Genomic DNA, 15,678 nt, shown 5'->3' with positions numbered 1-15,678 from the left:
AATGACAGACTCTAAAAACCAGTCTCCCAATAAAAAAACTTCTGGATCATCAGACACACCTCCTGCTGCAGATGGTAGGCAGGAAAACCGTCGTAACCGTGGCGAAAAACGTGGAGGGAGAAGAGAAAGAAGAGGTCAAGAAAGAGACTCTGAATGGCAAGAACGAGTTGTCCAAATTCGAAGGGTTTCCAAAACAGTCAAAGGTGGAAAGAAAATGAGCTTTAGGGCAATAGTGGTAGTTGGCAATGAAAAGGGTCAAGTTGGCGTTGGTGTAGGAAAAGCTGGAGATGTAATTGGTGCAGTTCGTAAAGGAGTTGCCGATGGCAAAAAACATCTTGTTCGTGTTCCTTTAACTCGAAATAGTTCGATCCCAACTCTCTCTAACGGAAGAGATGGAGCAGCCAGTGTTTTAATTCGTCCGGCAGCACCTGGAACAGGCGTAATTGCAGGCGGTTCAATCCGTACTGTTTTAGAATTGGCCGGAATTAAAAATGTCCTTGCTAAGCGATTAGGTAGTAAGACCCCTTTGAACAATGCTCGTGCTGCAATGGTTGCTTTAAGTGAGCTAAGAACTCATAAAGCCACAGCAAAAGAGCGTGGTATCTCACTTGAGCAGATTTATTCTTAAAAATCATGACTATTAAATTAGAATCTCTTCAATCAAATAAAGGATCTAGACGTAAAAAAATGCGTAAAGGTCGAGGTATTGCTGCTGGCCAAGGAGCTAGTTGCGGTTTTGGGATGAGGGGGCAAAAATCTCGATCAGGTAGACCTACTCGCCCAGGTTTTGAGGGTGGTCAGATGCCATTGTACAGGCGAGTTCCAAAATTAAAGCATTTCCCAATAGTTAATCAGAAAAATTTTACTGTCCTCAATGTTTCCAGATTGAATGCATTAAAAGATGGGACTGTTGTTAACCTCGATTTATTGGTTAAGGAGGGGATTTTGACTAAACCAAAAAATCCTCTAAAAATTCTTGGTAATGGTAAGTTGGAAATAAAATTGACTGTTCAAGCTTCTGCGTTCACAACATCTGCTAAAAAGAAAATTGAAGCCGCCGGGGGCACATGTGAAATGTATAACTAATTTCCACATCTCAAAAATTTGATTTTATACACTAGCCTCCAATAAATTATCCTTATTAAATGTTAATAAGTCGTGGTCGAAACCCAAGCGCAGGTGAAGTAATCACCCAATTGTTTAGCAATGAGGAGCTTAGGGGAAGAGTCTTTACGACCTTAAGCCTATTGCTAATTGTGAGATTAGGAATTTATATTCCTATGCCTGGAATAGATAGAGAAGCTTTTAAAACCTTTATTGATCAAGGTGGCCAATTGATTGGATTTCTTGATATTTTTACAGGTGGCGGAATATCAACTTTAGGTGTTTTTGCGCTAGGTATTCTTCCATTTATTAATGCGTCAATCATTATTCAATTGCTTACTGCCTCTTTACCGCAATTAGAAGATCTACAGAAAAACGAAGGAGAGGCAGGGAGAAGAAAGATTGCTCAAATCACTAGATACGTAGCTTTGGGATGGGGATTGGTTCAAAGCACAGTTTTTGCTTTAATTCTTAGACAGTATGCGGTCGAAGGTCTTGGCGAAACTGAATTTGTTATTCAAACATCACTTGCGTTAGTTACTGGATCGATGATAGTTATGTGGCTTAGTGAGATTATTACTGAAAAAGGGATAGGCCAAGGTGCTTCTTTAGTTATTTTTTTGAATATTGTTGCGACTTTGCCTAAGGCACTTAGTTCTACTATTGAAAAAGCCCAAACAGGAGATAGAGCTGATGTCCTGGGAATAATCATTCTTTTGATGGTTTTTTTAATTACTATTGTGGGTATTATTTTTGTTCAAGAAGGTGCTAGGAGAATTCCCATAGTAAGTGCAAAAAGCCAAATGGGCGGTACAGCCCTTTTGCCAAGTAGGCAAAGTTATTTACCTCTCAAGTTAAATGCTGGTGGTGTTATGCCAATAATCTTTGCTTCTGCATTAATTTTCCTCCCTATAACAATTGCAAATTTCACTCAAAACCCATTACTCATAAAGGCTGCGAGTTCACTTAATCCAGGTTCATCAAACCCATGGCCATATGCAATTACCTTTTTTGCATTGATTTTGGGGTTTGCTTATTTTTATGCTTCTTTAACAATTAATCCCATAGATATTGCCTCAAATTTAAAAAAGGGTGGTGTTGCAATTCCTGGCGTAAGGCCTGGAGGTTCAACTTCCAATTACCTTTCAGGAGTTCAAAACCGCCTCACTTTACTTGGTGGTTTATTTCTTGGTTCAGTTGCCATCGTTCCTGCTGCAGTAGAGAGAGCAACTAATGTTCAAACTTTCCAAGGTCTTGGTGCGACTTCATTGTTAATCTTGGTAGGAGTCGCAATTGATACATCTAAGCAGATACAGACTTATGTCATTTCTCAAAGATATGAAGGATTGGTGCGTCAATAATATCTTTAGAATGTTTTTTATTTAAATGAAAAAGAAATTACTATTCCTTGGCCCCCCTGGAGCTGGTAAAGGGACGCAAGCAAATCTTTTTTGTAGAAAGTACCGATTAGATCATCTTTCGACTGGGGATTTACTCAGAGATGAGGTCTCTTCTGGATCTTCTCTAGGTCTTAAAGCTGCGGAAGTAATGAATAAAGGAGAATTAGTAAGTGATGAATTAGTTCTTTCAATTGTTGAAGGAAGATTGATAAATATTAATGAAGGGTGGTTACTTGATGGGTTCCCTAGAAATGTTAATCAAGCTAATTCTCTAAAAAGTCTTTTAGAAAAAATTAATCAACCATTAGAAGGGGTTATCTTAATAAAAATTGCCGATGATTATTTAATTAAAAGGCTTTTAGAAAGAGGAAGACAGGATGATAATGAACAAGTAATAATTAATAGACTCAAAATTTATAGAGAAAAAACAGCCCCCCTGATTGATTTGTATGCGAAGCAAGGAATACTGGAGGAGATAGAAGGTAACGCTGACATAGATGTTGTGTTTTCATGTATTGAGAAAGCTTTAGGCTGACGATGTAGTAAAGTTATAGTTTGGAAATAGGAGAGTCTTGCCAAATGAAGGTTAGATCTTCAGTCAAAAAAATTAGTCCTGACGATCAGATCGTTAGGCGCAGAGGCCGGATCTATGTGATCAACAAGAAAAGGCCTCGAAATAAACAGCGTCAGGGCTAATCCCCCGACTTTATTAAGAAGTCTTGAAGGATTAATTTCCTTTTGTTGACTTCTTACAACAAGGTCATCATTAAATTATGATGATTTCATTATCCTCTTCGATTTTATCCCTAAGTGGCACGGATCTCAGGCATCGATATACCTCGCGAAAAGCGGGTAGAAGTTGCCCTTACATACATCTATGGCATTGGCTTAACCAGAGCCCAGATAATCCTCGAAAAATCGGGCGTTAACCCTGATATTCGTGTAAAGGATTTAGTTGACAGTGATGTTCAGAAGCTCAGAGCTGTTACTGAAGAATTCACTCTTGAAGGAGACTTGAGACGTCAGGAAGGAATGGCTCTGAAACGTCTTCAGGATATCGGATGTGTTCGTGGAAGAAGGCATAGAATGAGTCTTCCTGTTCGTGGACAACGAACCAGAACCAACGCTCGTACTCGAAGAGGAGCGAGAAAAACCGTTGCAGGAAGAAAGAAATAATTTCTTAAGACTCCTCTTACCATTTGGTAATTTACTAAATCTTTTTTTAAATAAGGCACAGCCTAATGGCTACAACCTCAAAGAAATCCGGTTCTAAGAAGTCAAAGCGCAACGTTCCTAATGGAGTTGTGCATATTCAAAGTACCTTCAATAACACCATTGTTTCAATCACTGATACTTCTGGTGAAGTTATTTCCTGGTCATCTGCAGGAGCAAGTGGATTCAAAGGAGCTCGAAAAGGTACTCCTTTCGCGGCTCAAACCGCTGCTGAAGTAGCTGCCCGACGTGCTCTTGAACAAGGAATGCGTCAAATAGAAGTTCTTGTAAGAGGACCAGGGTCAGGTCGTGAAACCGCAATAAGGGCGTTGCAAGTAGCTGGTCTTGAAATTACTTTGATCAGAGATGTAACTCCTCTCCCTCATAACGGTTGTAGGAGGCCTAAACGCAGACGCGTTTAAAATCTATTCACTTAAGTGAAATTTTCTTTTTTCCACATCGCATTAGACCGTGTTGCAATACCAGATTGACAGGATCGACCATCAAGTTGCTAGTGATCGTTCCCAAACAGGCGTTTTCCTGATTGGACCTCTTGAAAGAGGTCAAGCAACAACTTTGGGTAATTCTTTACGCAGAGTATTAATGGGCGGGCTCGAGGGCAGCGCAGTTACTGCTGTTAGGATCGCAGGTGTTAATCATGAATATGCAACAATCCCTGGTGTAAGAGAGGACGTTTTAGACATTCTTCTAAATTGCAAACAGATTTCAGTTGACAGTCATAGTCAGGATCTTGAGATAGGAAGAATTGTTGTTACTGGTCCAGCTGAAGTAAAAGCGAAGGATATTCAGTTCTCTTCTCAAGTTCAAGTCGTTGATGGTGATCGGCCAATCGCAACAGTTCAGGAGGGTCACAACTTAGAACTAGAGCTACATGTAGAAAGAGGTGTTGGCTATCGACCAGTCGATAGACGAAACGAAGAGACAAGCGCAATTGATTTGCTGCAAATAGATGCTGTGTTTATGCCTATAAACAGAGTTAATTTTACGATTGATGAAACTGCAGTCGCTGAGGGGGGATCTACCAGAGAAAGATTGAAAATGGAGTTGGTCACTGATGGATCCACTACTCCAGACGATGCATTGGCGGAAGCTGCAAATCAATTAATCGAACTTTTTCAGCCTCTTGCCACTGTTTCAATGGTAGAAGAGATCCCTGAAGAGCCAGAGCCTGCAGCAGAGGCTCAAATCCCCCTCGAGGAGTTAAACTTATCCGTAAGAGCTTATAACTGCCTAAAACGTGCCCAAGTGAACTCTGTTTCAGACTTGATGGGTTTTAGTTATGAGGATTTGTTGGAAATTAAGAACTTCGGTTCTAAATCAGCGGATGAAGTTATTGAAGCTCTAGAGAGAATTGGAATTTCTATTCCTCAAAGTAGAACTTCTGCATGATTTTCAGTTTTCTTACTACTACATTTCAAAGCTAATCCAATGCGTCATCAACGTCGAATCCCACAATTGAGTCGCCCTGCTGATCAAAGGAAGGCACTTTTAAGAGGATTAACCACTCAATTAATTCGTGAAGGTAGAGTTACAACTACCAAAGCAAGAGCAAAAGCTGTGAGAGATGAGACGGAGCGAATGATTACTTTGGCTAAAGATGGTAGCCTCTCTTCAAGAAGAAGAGCTATCGGATATGTATACGATAAGCAGTTGGTTCATGCGCTTTTTGAAAAGGCCCAAGAGCGTTATGGAGATCGTCAAGGGGGCTATACAAGGATCGTGAGAACTACTCCAAGACGTGGTGATAATTCAGAAATGGCCATCGTTGAGCTTGTATAGGCTATCAATGCTGCACAAACGACAATCAATATTTTCTATTTTTATAAAAAATTTTATTTTTAAATTTGACTAATAGAACAGCAATTGTTATTCAGTACGACGGTTCAGATTTTAGAGGTTGGCAAAATCAAAAAGATTCAAAAACTGTTCAAGGCACTTTAGAAGAAAAAATTGCAGAACTTGATCCCATTAGACCAGTCAAGGTCATAGCGGCAGGTAGAACTGATGCAGGAGTTCATGCGTCTGGACAAGTTGCACATTTTGATTGCTCAGCCCCAATTCCTGTTCACAAATGGGCATCAGCGCTGAATGGAAGGCTTCCAGAATCAATTAAAGTTCTTGAAGCAGTAAAGGTTAGCAGCAATTGGCATGCATGCTATTCGGCGAAATATAGAAGATATAGATATTCAATTTTTAATGGTTCCTATCCAAATATTTTTCTGCAAAATATAAGTTGGCATAAATATAGATTTAGATTAGATGTCAATGTAATGAGGGATGCTCTGAATGATTTATTAGGCTTGCATGATTTTTCAGCTTTTCAAAAAGCTGGAAGTAATAGGAGTAATTCATTCACTACAGTTCAGGATGTTTCTATTTGTCGTCATGGGGATATAGTCAAAGTTGAAATACAGGCTAGTGGCTTTTTGTATGGAATGGTGAGGCTTTTGATGGGCCAATTAGTTGCTGTTGGAGAAAAACGACTGTCTTTGGAAGAATTTAGAAATAGATGGAGACAGGGTTTGCGCTCTGAGGTTAAAGAGGCTGCTCCTCCTCATGGCCTTTGTTTGATAAGAGTTGGTTATGAGGAAAAAATCTTCACAAAAGAGAAAAGTTTTGACACTTTTCCTGGTTTTTCTCTTCCAATATTTGAGTCTTCAAAAGATGCAAAAAATATAAAATTTTAACAAATCAAAAATTGGGAATTTAGTTAAATCAGTAATTTAAATTTTATGCGAACAAAAAGACCAGTTTTCAGCCATCGAAGTGTAGAATCATTTCTCTGAAGAATCAGATCAATTTTTTGACTTGATAACTTCCTTAAACAGCATTATCACGATAATGCTTATTCAGTGTTATGGGTGTTCAGGAAAAATGAACAAGACTGCCGTTCCATCTCAGGATTCTATAGATCGCCAGTGGTTTCTGGTGGATGCAGAGAATCAGACACTCGGTCGATTAGCGACTGAAGTTGCTAGTGTTCTTAGAGGTAAGACAAAGCCAAATTTCACTCCTCACCTAGATACTGGTGATTTTGTCATTGTCGTAAATGCGGAAAAGATCAAAGTAACCGGAAAAAAATCTGATCAAAAACTGTATCGTAGACATTCTGGTCGTCCTGGCGGAATGAAAGTTGAAACTTTTAAGGCTCTTCAATCTAGAATTCCAGAGAGAATCGTTGAAAAGGCAATTAAAGGAATGTTGCCTCACACAAGGTTAGGCAGGCAATTATTTACTAAACTCAAAGTTTATAAAGGTTCTGAGCATCCTCATTCAGCTCAAGAACCTAGAGTTTTAAATTTAAATTCTGCATCTGTTTCGCAATGACTAGTTCCACAAACAAAGTAGTTTACTGGGGAACTGGTAGACGAAAAACATCAGTAGCAAGAGTAAGATTAACCCCTGGTAAAGGAGAATTAATTATTAATGGTCGCCCTGGTGATCATTATCTGAATTTTAATCCTGCTTATATATCTGCTGTTAGAGCTCCTTTAAAAACTTTAGGATTGAGTGAATCATATGATGTTCTAGTCAATGTATATGGTGGTGGTTTGACAGGGCAGTCTGATGCCATAAAGCAAGGAGCTGCTAGAGCTTTATGTGAGCTATCTCTTGATAATCGTAAGCCTCTAAAAGTTGAGGGTCACCTTAGTCGCGATCCTAGAGCAAAAGAGAGGCGCAAATATGGTCTCAAAAAGGCTCGTAAAGCTCCACAATTCTCAAAGAGATAATTGTATTTTTCCCTTCAAATCTTTCCATTTTTTTATCATGCCTAAATCAGATATACATCCAACTTGGTATCCAGAAGCAAAAGTTATTTGCAATGGAGAAGTAGTAATGACAACAGGTTCTACTCAGCCTGAAATTCAGGTTGATGTTTGGAGTGGAAATCATCCTTTCTTTACAGGTACTCAGAAGATTTTAGATACCGAAGGAAGAGTGGATAGATTTATGAGGAAATATGGGATGGCATCATCTGACTCAAGCGATGAAAAAGATAAATCAATAAATGAAAAAAAAGAAAGTTGATAGCTGTTGATCTAGATTTTTAGGGAATAAAAAGAATGGATTCTTCAACCCTAATAAAACGATTAGAAACAGCTAAAAGTAGTTTTCAAAACTTAGAGTTGCAACTAGCTGATCCAGATGTTGCCTCAGATCCTAAACAGTTAGAGAAAATTGCTCGAGAAAGATCTCGTTTAGAGCCATTGGTTAATGATTATGGCAAACTCCAATTAATTGAAAAAGAGTGTCTAGAAGCTAAAGGTTTAGTCAAAGAAAGTAGAGATGATAAAGAGATGGAACTTTTGGCTAGAGAAGAACTTCAAAATCTAGAAATTTCAAAAAATGAACTAATTCAAAGGCTAACTTTGGCTCTTTTACCCAAAGATCCAAGAGATGAAAGAAGTGTGATGCTTGAAATAAGAGCTGGTGCAGGAGGAAATGAAGCTTGTTTATGGGCTGGTGATTTAGCCAGAATGTATGAGAGGTATGGGCAAAAACTAGGTTGGAACGTACAACCCATAAGTTCAACAGAAGCTGATATGGGTGGTTTTCGTGAAATGATTATCTCAGTCAAAGGAGACTCTGTTTATAGCCAATTAAAATTTGAAGCAGGTGTTCATAGAGTTCAAAGAGTTCCTTCAACTGAATCTCAAGGACGAGTGCATACTTCTACTGCAACTGTTGCTGTAATGCCAGAAGCAGATCCAGTTGAAGTAAAAATAGAACCTACTGACTTAGAAATTAGTACGGCAAGATCGGGCGGTGCTGGTGGGCAAAATGTAAACAAAGTAGAAACAGCGATTGATTTATTTCATAAGCCCTCAGGTATAAGAGTTTTTTGTACGCAGGAACGTTCTCAATTACAAAATAGAGAAAGAGCAATGGAGATTTTAAGAGCTAAATTATTAGAATTAGAAATAGCAGAAGCTAATGCTAAGGAGAGATCCGCGAGATTATCTCAGGTTGGTACAGGTGATAGAAGTGAAAAGATACGGACTTATAACTACAAAGACAATCGAACCACTGATCATAGATTAGGAATTAATTTTCCCCTTGAACAAGTTCTGGCAGGTCAATTGGAAGATGTTATTGGTGCATGTATTGCCGAAGAACAAAAAAGACAAATGGAAGAAATTAGTAATCAATCTGAAGATTAAAAGAAACTTAAGCTACCCACCCAATTACATATTTACTCCATTCTTTATGACGACCAGAATGAATTTGTTTTGTTGTTTCAAAACTCATGTTATTTAAGGGCTTATAAGGCTTTGTTTTTAATGGCATCTTTGCTTCTTCGGGAGTTCTATTCCCTTTCATTACGTTGCATTGAAGGCATGCAGTAATCACATTCTCCCAATTATCGGCCCCACCTCTACTCCTGGGTAAAACATGATCAATTGAAAGTTTTTTATTTTTTTGACCACAATATTGACAACAATTATTATCTCTTTGAAATATGTTTTTTCTTGAAAGGGGTATATCACGATATGGAACTCTAATGAATTGTCTTAATCGAATCACAGTAGGAGCTTTGACATCTTGTCTAATATTGTGAGCAGGATCCTCTTCAAGACTTTCAGCCTTGCCTTTGAGCATTAAAACAGTCGCACGACGCCATGAAGTGATGTTCAATGGCTCATAGGACGCATTCAAAACAAGAACTTGACCCATGCAAGTTAGCTATTTAAGCGGCATGCTAGTGCTATTACAGCCTTAATGCAGTTTTCCTTATTACATTCATTGCCAGCAGCGTATGTCAAAGATTAAGAGAAGTGAAAGATCTTTCACTTTTGTTGGGACAACCGAAAATGTGATGAACCCCGATCCGCGTAGTCGTGCATGGGTTGAGGTCGATCCGAAAGCTATTGAAAATAATGCAAGAGTCTTGAAAAATTTTATTGGCGAAAATTGTTTGCTAATGGCAGTTGTAAAAGCTGATGGATATGGACATGGTGCAGAGACTGTTGCAAAGGCTGCTTTGATTGGAGGCGCTGATAGCCTTGGAGTAGCAACTTTAGAAGAGGGAATACAATTAAGAAATTCGGGCTTGAAGTGTCAGATATTAATTCTTGGGAATCTAATTAATGCAGAAGAGCTTTACTCTGCCTTCTTCTGGGATCTTATCCCTACGATTAGTGGAATTCGTGAGGCGATAATTTGCAATAACATAGCCGAAAATAAGAATAAAAAATATATTATTCACTTAAAAGTTGACACTGGTATGACGAGACTTGGCTGCAATTGCAATGAGGTAAAAGAATTGATTTCTAGAATTGATTTTTTAAAAAATATATCCTTAAAAGGCATATATAGTCATTTGGCAATTGCTGATGAAGATCTTGAAAATAATGCTCAACTTGGTTTTACACAGATTCAATTAACAAGATTTGAAAAAGTTTTAAAGGATTTGGGGGCAAGAAATAAGCTTTTATGCAGACACCTAGCCAATTCTGCGGGAACACTTTCAGATAGTCGTCTTCATTTTGATATGGTTCGAGTAGGACTGAGCTTGTATGGTTATTTTCCTGTTAATGATTTTGATTCTGATTTAAAATTTCATCCAGCTTTGAAAGTTAAGGCTCGAGTTACTTTGGTTAGGGAGGTTGCAAAAGGGACAGGAGTTGGGTACGGACATTTTTTTAAAACTCAAAGAAAAAGCAAGCTTGCAGTAGTTGCTATTGGCTATGCAGACGGTGTAAGTCGAAATCTTTCTGGGAAAATATCAGCCTCAATAGATGGTGTTTTAGTGCCTCAAGTAGGTGCAATTGCTATGGATCAAATGGTTTTTGACATAACAGATAAACCAGATATTAGAACAGGTCAAGTGTTAACGCTTCTTGGAACTGATGGTGAAGTGTGCATTTCACCTCAGAATTGGTGTGAGTTCTCTGGATCTATTCCATGGGAAGTTCTTTGCAGTTTCAGAAATCGACTTCCTAGAGTTGTCACTTAAAATTTGTAGAGGATCACAATTCCATGCTTTTGAGCTTTGACTTGATAAGGTACTTTCAATGGAGAGGTGGCTGAGTGGTTGAAAGCGGCTCCCTGCTAAGGAGTTACAGGAGGTAACTTCTGTCGAGGGTTCGAATCCCTCCCTCTCCGTTTTCTTTTGTATTCAGGTGTTGCCAATAACTGCCAAAATCGCTGAGATCTACTGATAACACTAGAAAAAGTTCTGCCACTGATTGCCAGCGATTGCCACAGTTTTGAAAAGTTTGTTGTGAGGAGTGTTGTGAGGGGATTAAAAGTTGTTGTGAGGAGAGATTCCAGTTGTACAAATAGATCTGAGAGATTTTGTTGTGAGGAAGGTTTTTTATGCTTTAAATATTTTTTTTAATTTTCATTGGAAATCTAAATTTATTTTCCTCGCCTAATTTGTATATTTGATGTTTTGTATTTGAGCCATATATAGCCAGAGTATCTTGAATCCCTTGAATAAAGCCATAACCTTTTTCTTCACAAAAACTTGTAAAACCTATCCACTCCTCTGGAGTTAAGTTGAAAGATTCAAAGTGAATGATTTTAGGTTTAATATCTTCAAGTGAATTAATGATTTGAAAATCATATCCTTCAGCATCAATTTGAAGTACGTCAATTTCTTCAAAATTATATTTTTTTAAGAGTTTTTGTAGAGGTACGATATCAACTTTTAGTGTCGTCATATATTTATCGATATCTGAATAATTGATACCTAATCTAGATGCCACTCTTTGAGCTACTTGACTCTTGATCAAAGAAAACACTCCATTCGGTGGTTTCCCAACCTTTTTCTCATACTCTTCCCAATAATCTTGCTTTAAAATATGAAATTCTAGATTTTCACCCTGGTTCCCTATCGCCACATGCTCGATATGTAATTCACCTTTGAAAGTAGAATAGTTTTTTAATAATGCTTCTCGGTAATGCTTTTGAGGCTCAATTAATAAAAGCTTTTTACCATGTCTTAGATTTTGTTTATATACAGGATCGACACTTTTCCCATCATTGGCTCCAATTTGTACAATGTTTAACTTCCTAGAAATAGCCAAAGTATCCATAATTAAATCTAACTTATTCGGTTCAAACGTTTTGTAGGAGTCTTGCTTTAGTACTCGATAATAATTATCTAGTATATTTTCTTGGATTCCCGTGACCTCGGAAATTGTTTTTGCCGTTGTTTTATTATTGATTAATTGAACTAAACGAATTATTTCTAATAGACCTACTTCCCTACTTATCATGCTCACTTCAGATTTTCAATTTCAATAAATCTCAGACTACACCATCTAGTTCTTCTAGTACTAAAAAATTTCATTTGAGCCTTGAATTTTTGAAAAGTTTGTTGTGAGGAGTGTTGTGAGGAGATTTGGATTCTTCAAAAAAGTTCTGCCATCGGTTGCCACCGCTTGCCATGTTCGCCTACTACGAATACCTCCCTCTCCGTTCTTAATTGATTCGGGCGTGTTCGTATAAGTTCAGAAAACAGAAATAACTCAGTAGCAGTAAGGGATTAGAAGAATAAAGAGTTCGCACCTGTTCGTAGTGTGCCACAGATTCCGAGTTCTGTGTGGGGGGAATGGAAATTACTGAAGGGAAGGGAGATCTCAGGTATATCTTTCTTTTTCGGGTGCTGCGTGGGGGGAAGATTTTGAAGGGTTGAACTCCTCTGTAATAGCGCTTGATACTCTCTCCATAACCTCTTGCCAATTATGTCGTTCTTTTTGTCGGAATAACCTCATGGACGGATACCAGAATGTACTTGAGCCTTCCAGTCCCCAAGTCCAAAAGGGTATATCTCTTAATAGCAACCAAACTTTTTTTCCCATTCCTCCAGCTAAATGAGCAACTGAAGTATCACAAGTAATAATCAAATCACAATTTTCAATGATGGCAGCATTTTCAAGAAAATCCCAAGTGGAATCGATTTGTGGTTGGCAATTAACAAAATTATTTTTAAATGAACAATTATCTAATTGTTCTGAACCGAACCCTTTTTGTAAAGAAAGCAGTCTTATCTCATGCTTATCAGAGATTATTGAAAAAGTTTCTAAGGGAATTGATCTTCCTTGATAAGTCTTTTCTGTATCTGGAGCTCCTTGCCAATTAATACCAATAATTGGTCTTTTCTCTTGAGCGAATATTGTTTTCCATTTCTTATTTAATTCTTTTTTTGAATGAATATATGGTTTAGTAACTATTGGATTCTTTGGACTTACTTTTAGAATTCTAGGCAATGATAAAAGTGGGATCCATTGACCTGTAGTCACACTATTAATCTCCTGTGGACTTAATGGATTTGATTCAATATTTGATACTTGGATTAATGAATGTAGTTTTTCTAGAGTACAAAAAGAAATCTCAAAACCTTTATTTCTTAGATATGGAATGTATCTCATATATTGAAAAGTATCGCCTAAGCCTTGTTCACTAACGACTAAGATTTTCTCTCCTTTTTGTAATGTTTTATTCGTAATTCGTTTCAGGTTTGAATTGCCGTGAAGTGACGAAGGTTTTTCTTTTTTAAATCTAAACTCATAATTTTCTAGCCCAAACTTGTAATCACTTTTTAAAAGCTCTAAATAGGAAAGATTGGAATATGCATCTGCGTAATCAGGTTTAAGTTCAATTGCTTTGCGATAGGACTTTTCTGATTCTTGTAATTGTCCAAGATCTAAAAATATGTTTCCCAGATTGGTATATGCTATTGCGAAGTCAGGTTTAAGTTCAATAGCTTTGCTAGTTGATATTTCTGCTTCTTGTAAGTTGCCAAGATTTTTTAATATGATTCCTAGATTAGAATATGCGTCTGCGTAATCAGGTTTAAGTTCAATAGCTTTGCGAGTTGATATTTCTGCTTCTTGTAAGTTGCCAAGATTTTTTAATATGATTCCTAGATTGGAATATGCGTCTGCGTAATCAGGTTTAAGTTCAATAGCTTTGCGAGTTGATGTTTCTGCTTCTTTTAAGTGTCCAAGATCTTTCAAGATGCTTCCATAATTAGAAAAAACTCTGTGATCATTAAAACCTTGATTTATACAATACTGATAATATTTTGTTGCTTCTTTAATATTTCCTTTTAGATGAAACTGAATTGCTTTATTTATTATTTTTTCTTTAGAAGATTTAGAAGTAGCATGAGTATTAATAGTGATATTTTCTTTGATTTCTTCTAGAGCAAATGGAACTGAGAATGTTTTTACTTCAGTCAATTTCTTTTTTCCTTGATCTTTATCAATTGATACCAAAATCCTCTACCAACTTATGGTTTTAGTAATTCTACTACTCAATTAATGGCTCTTAATTAATCTTTTTCCTGCGTGGGGGGAAATGTGGGGGTAAATAAAGGTATTTCTCCCTTTATTAGTTCATTCCCTTCCGCTGCCGTTCTTTATGGTTCGCCACTAACGGACTCCCTCTCCGTTTTCTTTTGTATTCAGGTGTTGCCAATAACTGCCAAAACCGCTGAGATCTACTGATACCACTAGAAAAGTTCTGCCACTGATTGCCACTGATTGCCAGCGATTGCCACGGTGTTAAAAAGTTTGTTGTGAGGAGTGTTGTGAGGAGATTTGGCTTCTTCAAAAAAGTTCTGCCATCGGTTGCCACCGCTTGCCATGTTCGCCTACTACGAATACCTCCCTCTCCGTTCTTAATTTGGTTCAGGATGCTCCATAGATACCCAAACCCCTTAAGAGGACTAGATATAACGAAATTGATTGATTTAGATGCACCCATGCTGTTGCATAAGGTTCATTTTTTTGTGAAATGTTGGGTGATATCAGTGCTTGATTAAGCAGCTTCAACACAGGCATTGAGCTGATGCTCCACTAACTCCCAATCTTGAGATAAGAGTTCATGCCAAGTTTCTACAGCACATTCGTAATCAAGTCTTCTTGTGTTTTTCAATTTGGTTGGAGTGCCATCTTCAAGGCAATACCACAGTTGTGTGTAAACAGTTGGGGCAACCATGACCGACTTCGGATCACGAATAAAGAACAAACAAAATTCTCTCGTTGGTGCAACTAACCATCCTGTTGGTGTTGGCAATGCTTCTCTGATTGGTTGATTCATATAACTGATGTCTGATGGTGATATTTAAAAGAAGAGACAAAAAACACGATGCTCACTTCGTGGTTCCCTTGCTTTTGGTGATAGGGACTAGAATAGTACAAATCTACTAATATATGCAAGTTGGTCAAGATAATTGTTTTGCATTAAACAAGGGGGCGAGATTTTGGTCGCCCCCTTTAAGTTCAGCACTTATGTAATGGTTCATCAGACCAAAGTGAGTTAAAACAATAATGAGTAAGTAGTTAATTGCAAATGGATATCAAAGAATATGATTGGAACTTTGTTTACAAGATTCGTGATTCAGGTGAGGTGATTTATAAAGTCACTATTCCATCAGAACGAAAACAAGATGCAGTTGAAATATTTAAGAGGGAACATCCAAATGGATTAATCTGTCGTGGTATCAGAAGAGGTGATTTTAAATTGATACCATTTAAGGAATTATCTTCACGTGATCCTTGGGAAGAGATTGCTTCGTAAGTGATATTTAAATCAGACAAGGGAAAATCCTTCACGCAAGAGGAAGCAATAGATCTAATGCTTTCATTGAGTGCAACTGACGCAAATTCAGAAAAGAAGTGGAGAGGTTTCTACAACTCTTTATCGCAGACAGAACTTCAGGATGAATGGGATGAGTATTGGAAACCTTAATTTCTTCCATTAAAGAAGGGGACGAGATTTTGGTCGTCCCCTTTAAGTTCAGCACTTGTTTATCCGTGTGAACAATCCGATTCCCTTAAACTAACCACTTCCCTGACCTACGGGAAGACAAGTGCTAGAACTCCAACCCAGTTCTAATCAAACAAAATTATTGAAACATGAGAGAAAATACCTGTTTTACGGCATTAAGAAAGGGACCCTGCTGCTTCAGCGAACTTGAGTCCCC

At 37.7% G+C, this 15,678-nt stretch carries 21 protein-coding genes and 1 tRNA gene; 18 read left to right on the top strand and 4 right to left on the bottom strand.

Going from position 1 to position 15,678, the window contains the following annotated elements; all coding sequences use genetic code 11:
* Window position 1: 1 nt before the first annotated feature.
* From rpsE to prfA, 14 genes are all read left to right on the top strand, one after another.
* Entirely contained in the window at window positions 2–628 is a 627-nt protein-coding gene (gene rpsE / locus O5639_RS06390) for a 30S ribosomal protein S5 (RefSeq protein WP_269623733.1), read from the top strand.
* A 5-nt stretch (window positions 629–633) separates the two neighbouring features.
* Window positions 634–1,086 (top strand): 50S ribosomal protein L15, encoded by a 453-nt coding sequence (gene rplO / locus O5639_RS06385; protein WP_269623732.1) that lies wholly within the window; start codon window positions 634–636, stop codon window positions 1,084–1,086.
* Between the two features lie 59 nt (window positions 1,087–1,145).
* Complete coding sequence (gene secY, locus O5639_RS06380; protein WP_269623731.1) at window positions 1,146–2,465, top strand: preprotein translocase subunit SecY; 1,320 nt, start codon at window positions 1,146–1,148, stop codon at window positions 2,463–2,465.
* Between the two features lie 25 nt (window positions 2,466–2,490).
* Window positions 2,491–3,039 (top strand): adenylate kinase, encoded by a 549-nt coding sequence (locus O5639_RS06375; protein WP_269623730.1) that lies wholly within the window; start codon window positions 2,491–2,493, stop codon window positions 3,037–3,039.
* A gap of 44 nt (window positions 3,040–3,083) precedes the next feature.
* Window positions 3,084–3,200, top strand: coding sequence for a 50S ribosomal protein L36 (rpmJ, locus tag O5639_RS06370; protein WP_011295453.1), 117 nt, complete (start codon window positions 3,084–3,086; stop codon window positions 3,198–3,200).
* 114 nt (window positions 3,201–3,314) lie between these two features.
* Window positions 3,315–3,680, top strand: a complete 366-nt coding sequence (gene rpsM / locus O5639_RS06365; RefSeq protein WP_269623729.1) for a 30S ribosomal protein S13 — start codon at window positions 3,315–3,317, stop codon at window positions 3,678–3,680.
* Window positions 3,681–3,745: 65 nt separating this feature from the next.
* Window positions 3,746–4,138, top strand: a complete 393-nt coding sequence (rpsK, locus tag O5639_RS06360) for a 30S ribosomal protein S11 (protein WP_269611556.1) — start codon at window positions 3,746–3,748, stop codon at window positions 4,136–4,138.
* A gap of 49 nt (window positions 4,139–4,187) precedes the next feature.
* Entirely contained in the window at window positions 4,188–5,126 is a 939-nt protein-coding gene (locus O5639_RS06355) for a DNA-directed RNA polymerase subunit alpha (protein WP_269623728.1), read from the top strand.
* A gap of 39 nt (window positions 5,127–5,165) precedes the next feature.
* Window positions 5,166–5,516 carry a 50S ribosomal protein L17 gene (rplQ, locus tag O5639_RS06350; protein ID WP_269611553.1) on the top strand — a complete coding sequence of 117 codons (351 nt, stop codon included), beginning with the start codon at window positions 5,166–5,168 and terminating at the stop codon, window positions 5,514–5,516.
* 65 nt (window positions 5,517–5,581) lie between these two features.
* Window positions 5,582–6,424, top strand: coding sequence for a tRNA pseudouridine(38-40) synthase TruA (gene truA, locus O5639_RS06345; RefSeq protein ID WP_269623727.1), 843 nt, complete (start codon window positions 5,582–5,584; stop codon window positions 6,422–6,424).
* A 187-nt stretch (window positions 6,425–6,611) separates the two neighbouring features.
* On the top strand, window positions 6,612–7,064 hold the full coding sequence (rplM, locus tag O5639_RS06340) for a 50S ribosomal protein L13 (protein WP_269623726.1): 453 nt from the start codon (window positions 6,612–6,614) through the stop codon (window positions 7,062–7,064).
* Window positions 7,061–7,468 carry a 30S ribosomal protein S9 gene (gene rpsI, locus O5639_RS06335; protein ID WP_269623725.1) on the top strand — a complete coding sequence of 136 codons (408 nt, stop codon included), beginning with the start codon at window positions 7,061–7,063 and terminating at the stop codon, window positions 7,466–7,468. The genes rplM and rpsI overlap by 4 nt, the downstream gene beginning before the upstream one ends.
* A 37-nt stretch (window positions 7,469–7,505) precedes the next feature.
* On the top strand, window positions 7,506–7,766 hold the full coding sequence (gene rpmE, locus O5639_RS06330; protein ID WP_269623724.1) for a 50S ribosomal protein L31: 261 nt from the start codon (window positions 7,506–7,508) through the stop codon (window positions 7,764–7,766).
* Window positions 7,767–7,801: 35 nt separating this feature from the next.
* Complete coding sequence (gene prfA / locus O5639_RS06325) at window positions 7,802–8,899, top strand: peptide chain release factor 1 (RefSeq protein WP_269623723.1); 1,098 nt, start codon at window positions 7,802–7,804, stop codon at window positions 8,897–8,899.
* Between the two features lie 7 nt (window positions 8,900–8,906).
* On the opposite strand, the gene O5639_RS06320 is transcribed toward prfA, so the two are convergent.
* Window positions 8,907–9,413 (bottom strand): HNH endonuclease, encoded by a 507-nt coding sequence (locus O5639_RS06320; RefSeq protein WP_269623721.1) that lies wholly within the window; start codon window positions 9,411–9,413, stop codon window positions 8,907–8,909.
* An 82-nt stretch (window positions 9,414–9,495) separates the two neighbouring features.
* On the opposite strand from O5639_RS06320, the gene alr reads away from it, so the two are divergent.
* Window positions 9,496–10,695: an alanine racemase gene (alr, locus tag O5639_RS06315; protein WP_269623720.1), complete on the top strand. Its 1,200-nt coding sequence runs from the start codon at window positions 9,496–9,498 to the stop codon at window positions 10,693–10,695.
* 60 nt (window positions 10,696–10,755) lie between these two features.
* Window positions 10,756–10,844 (top strand) — tRNA-Ser (locus O5639_RS06310).
* 218 nt (window positions 10,845–11,062) lie between these two features.
* On the opposite strand, the gene O5639_RS06305 is transcribed toward O5639_RS06310, so the two are convergent.
* The 3 genes from O5639_RS06305 to O5639_RS06295 all read right to left on the bottom strand — a co-directional run bounded on the left by O5639_RS06305 (window position 11,063) and on the right by O5639_RS06295 (window position 14,792).
* A complete protein-coding gene (locus O5639_RS06305; RefSeq protein ID WP_269623719.1) occupies window positions 11,063–11,962 on the bottom strand; it encodes an FkbM family methyltransferase in 900 nt (299 codons plus the stop codon).
* 363 nt (window positions 11,963–12,325) lie between these two features.
* Window positions 12,326–13,966 carry a tetratricopeptide repeat-containing glycosyltransferase family protein gene (locus O5639_RS06300; RefSeq protein ID WP_269623718.1) on the bottom strand — a complete coding sequence of 547 codons (1,641 nt, stop codon included), beginning with the start codon at window positions 13,964–13,966 and terminating at the stop codon, window positions 12,326–12,328.
* Between the two features lie 544 nt (window positions 13,967–14,510).
* Window positions 14,511–14,792, bottom strand: a complete 282-nt coding sequence (locus O5639_RS06295; protein ID WP_269623717.1) for a DUF1651 domain-containing protein — start codon at window positions 14,790–14,792, stop codon at window positions 14,511–14,513.
* 252 nt (window positions 14,793–15,044) lie between these two features.
* Between O5639_RS06295 and O5639_RS06290 the strand changes: the two genes are divergently transcribed.
* Both O5639_RS06290 and O5639_RS06285 read left to right on the top strand, forming a co-directional pair.
* A complete protein-coding gene (locus O5639_RS06290) occupies window positions 15,045–15,272 on the top strand; it encodes a hypothetical protein (protein ID WP_269623716.1) in 228 nt (75 codons plus the stop codon).
* On the top strand, window positions 15,273–15,443 hold the full coding sequence (locus O5639_RS06285) for a hypothetical protein (RefSeq protein WP_269623715.1): 171 nt from the start codon (window positions 15,273–15,275) through the stop codon (window positions 15,441–15,443). It abuts the gene before it with no gap.
* The last annotated feature ends 235 nt before the right edge of the window (window positions 15,444–15,678 follow it).

The sequence above is a fragment of the Prochlorococcus marinus str. MIT 1214 genome, assembly GCF_027359355.1.
Lineage (GTDB): Bacteria > Cyanobacteriota > Cyanobacteriia > PCC-6307 > Cyanobiaceae > Prochlorococcus_B > Prochlorococcus_B marinus_F.
Note: the sequence above shows the minus strand (reverse complement) of the source record. Positions and strands in the feature narration are given on the sequence as shown.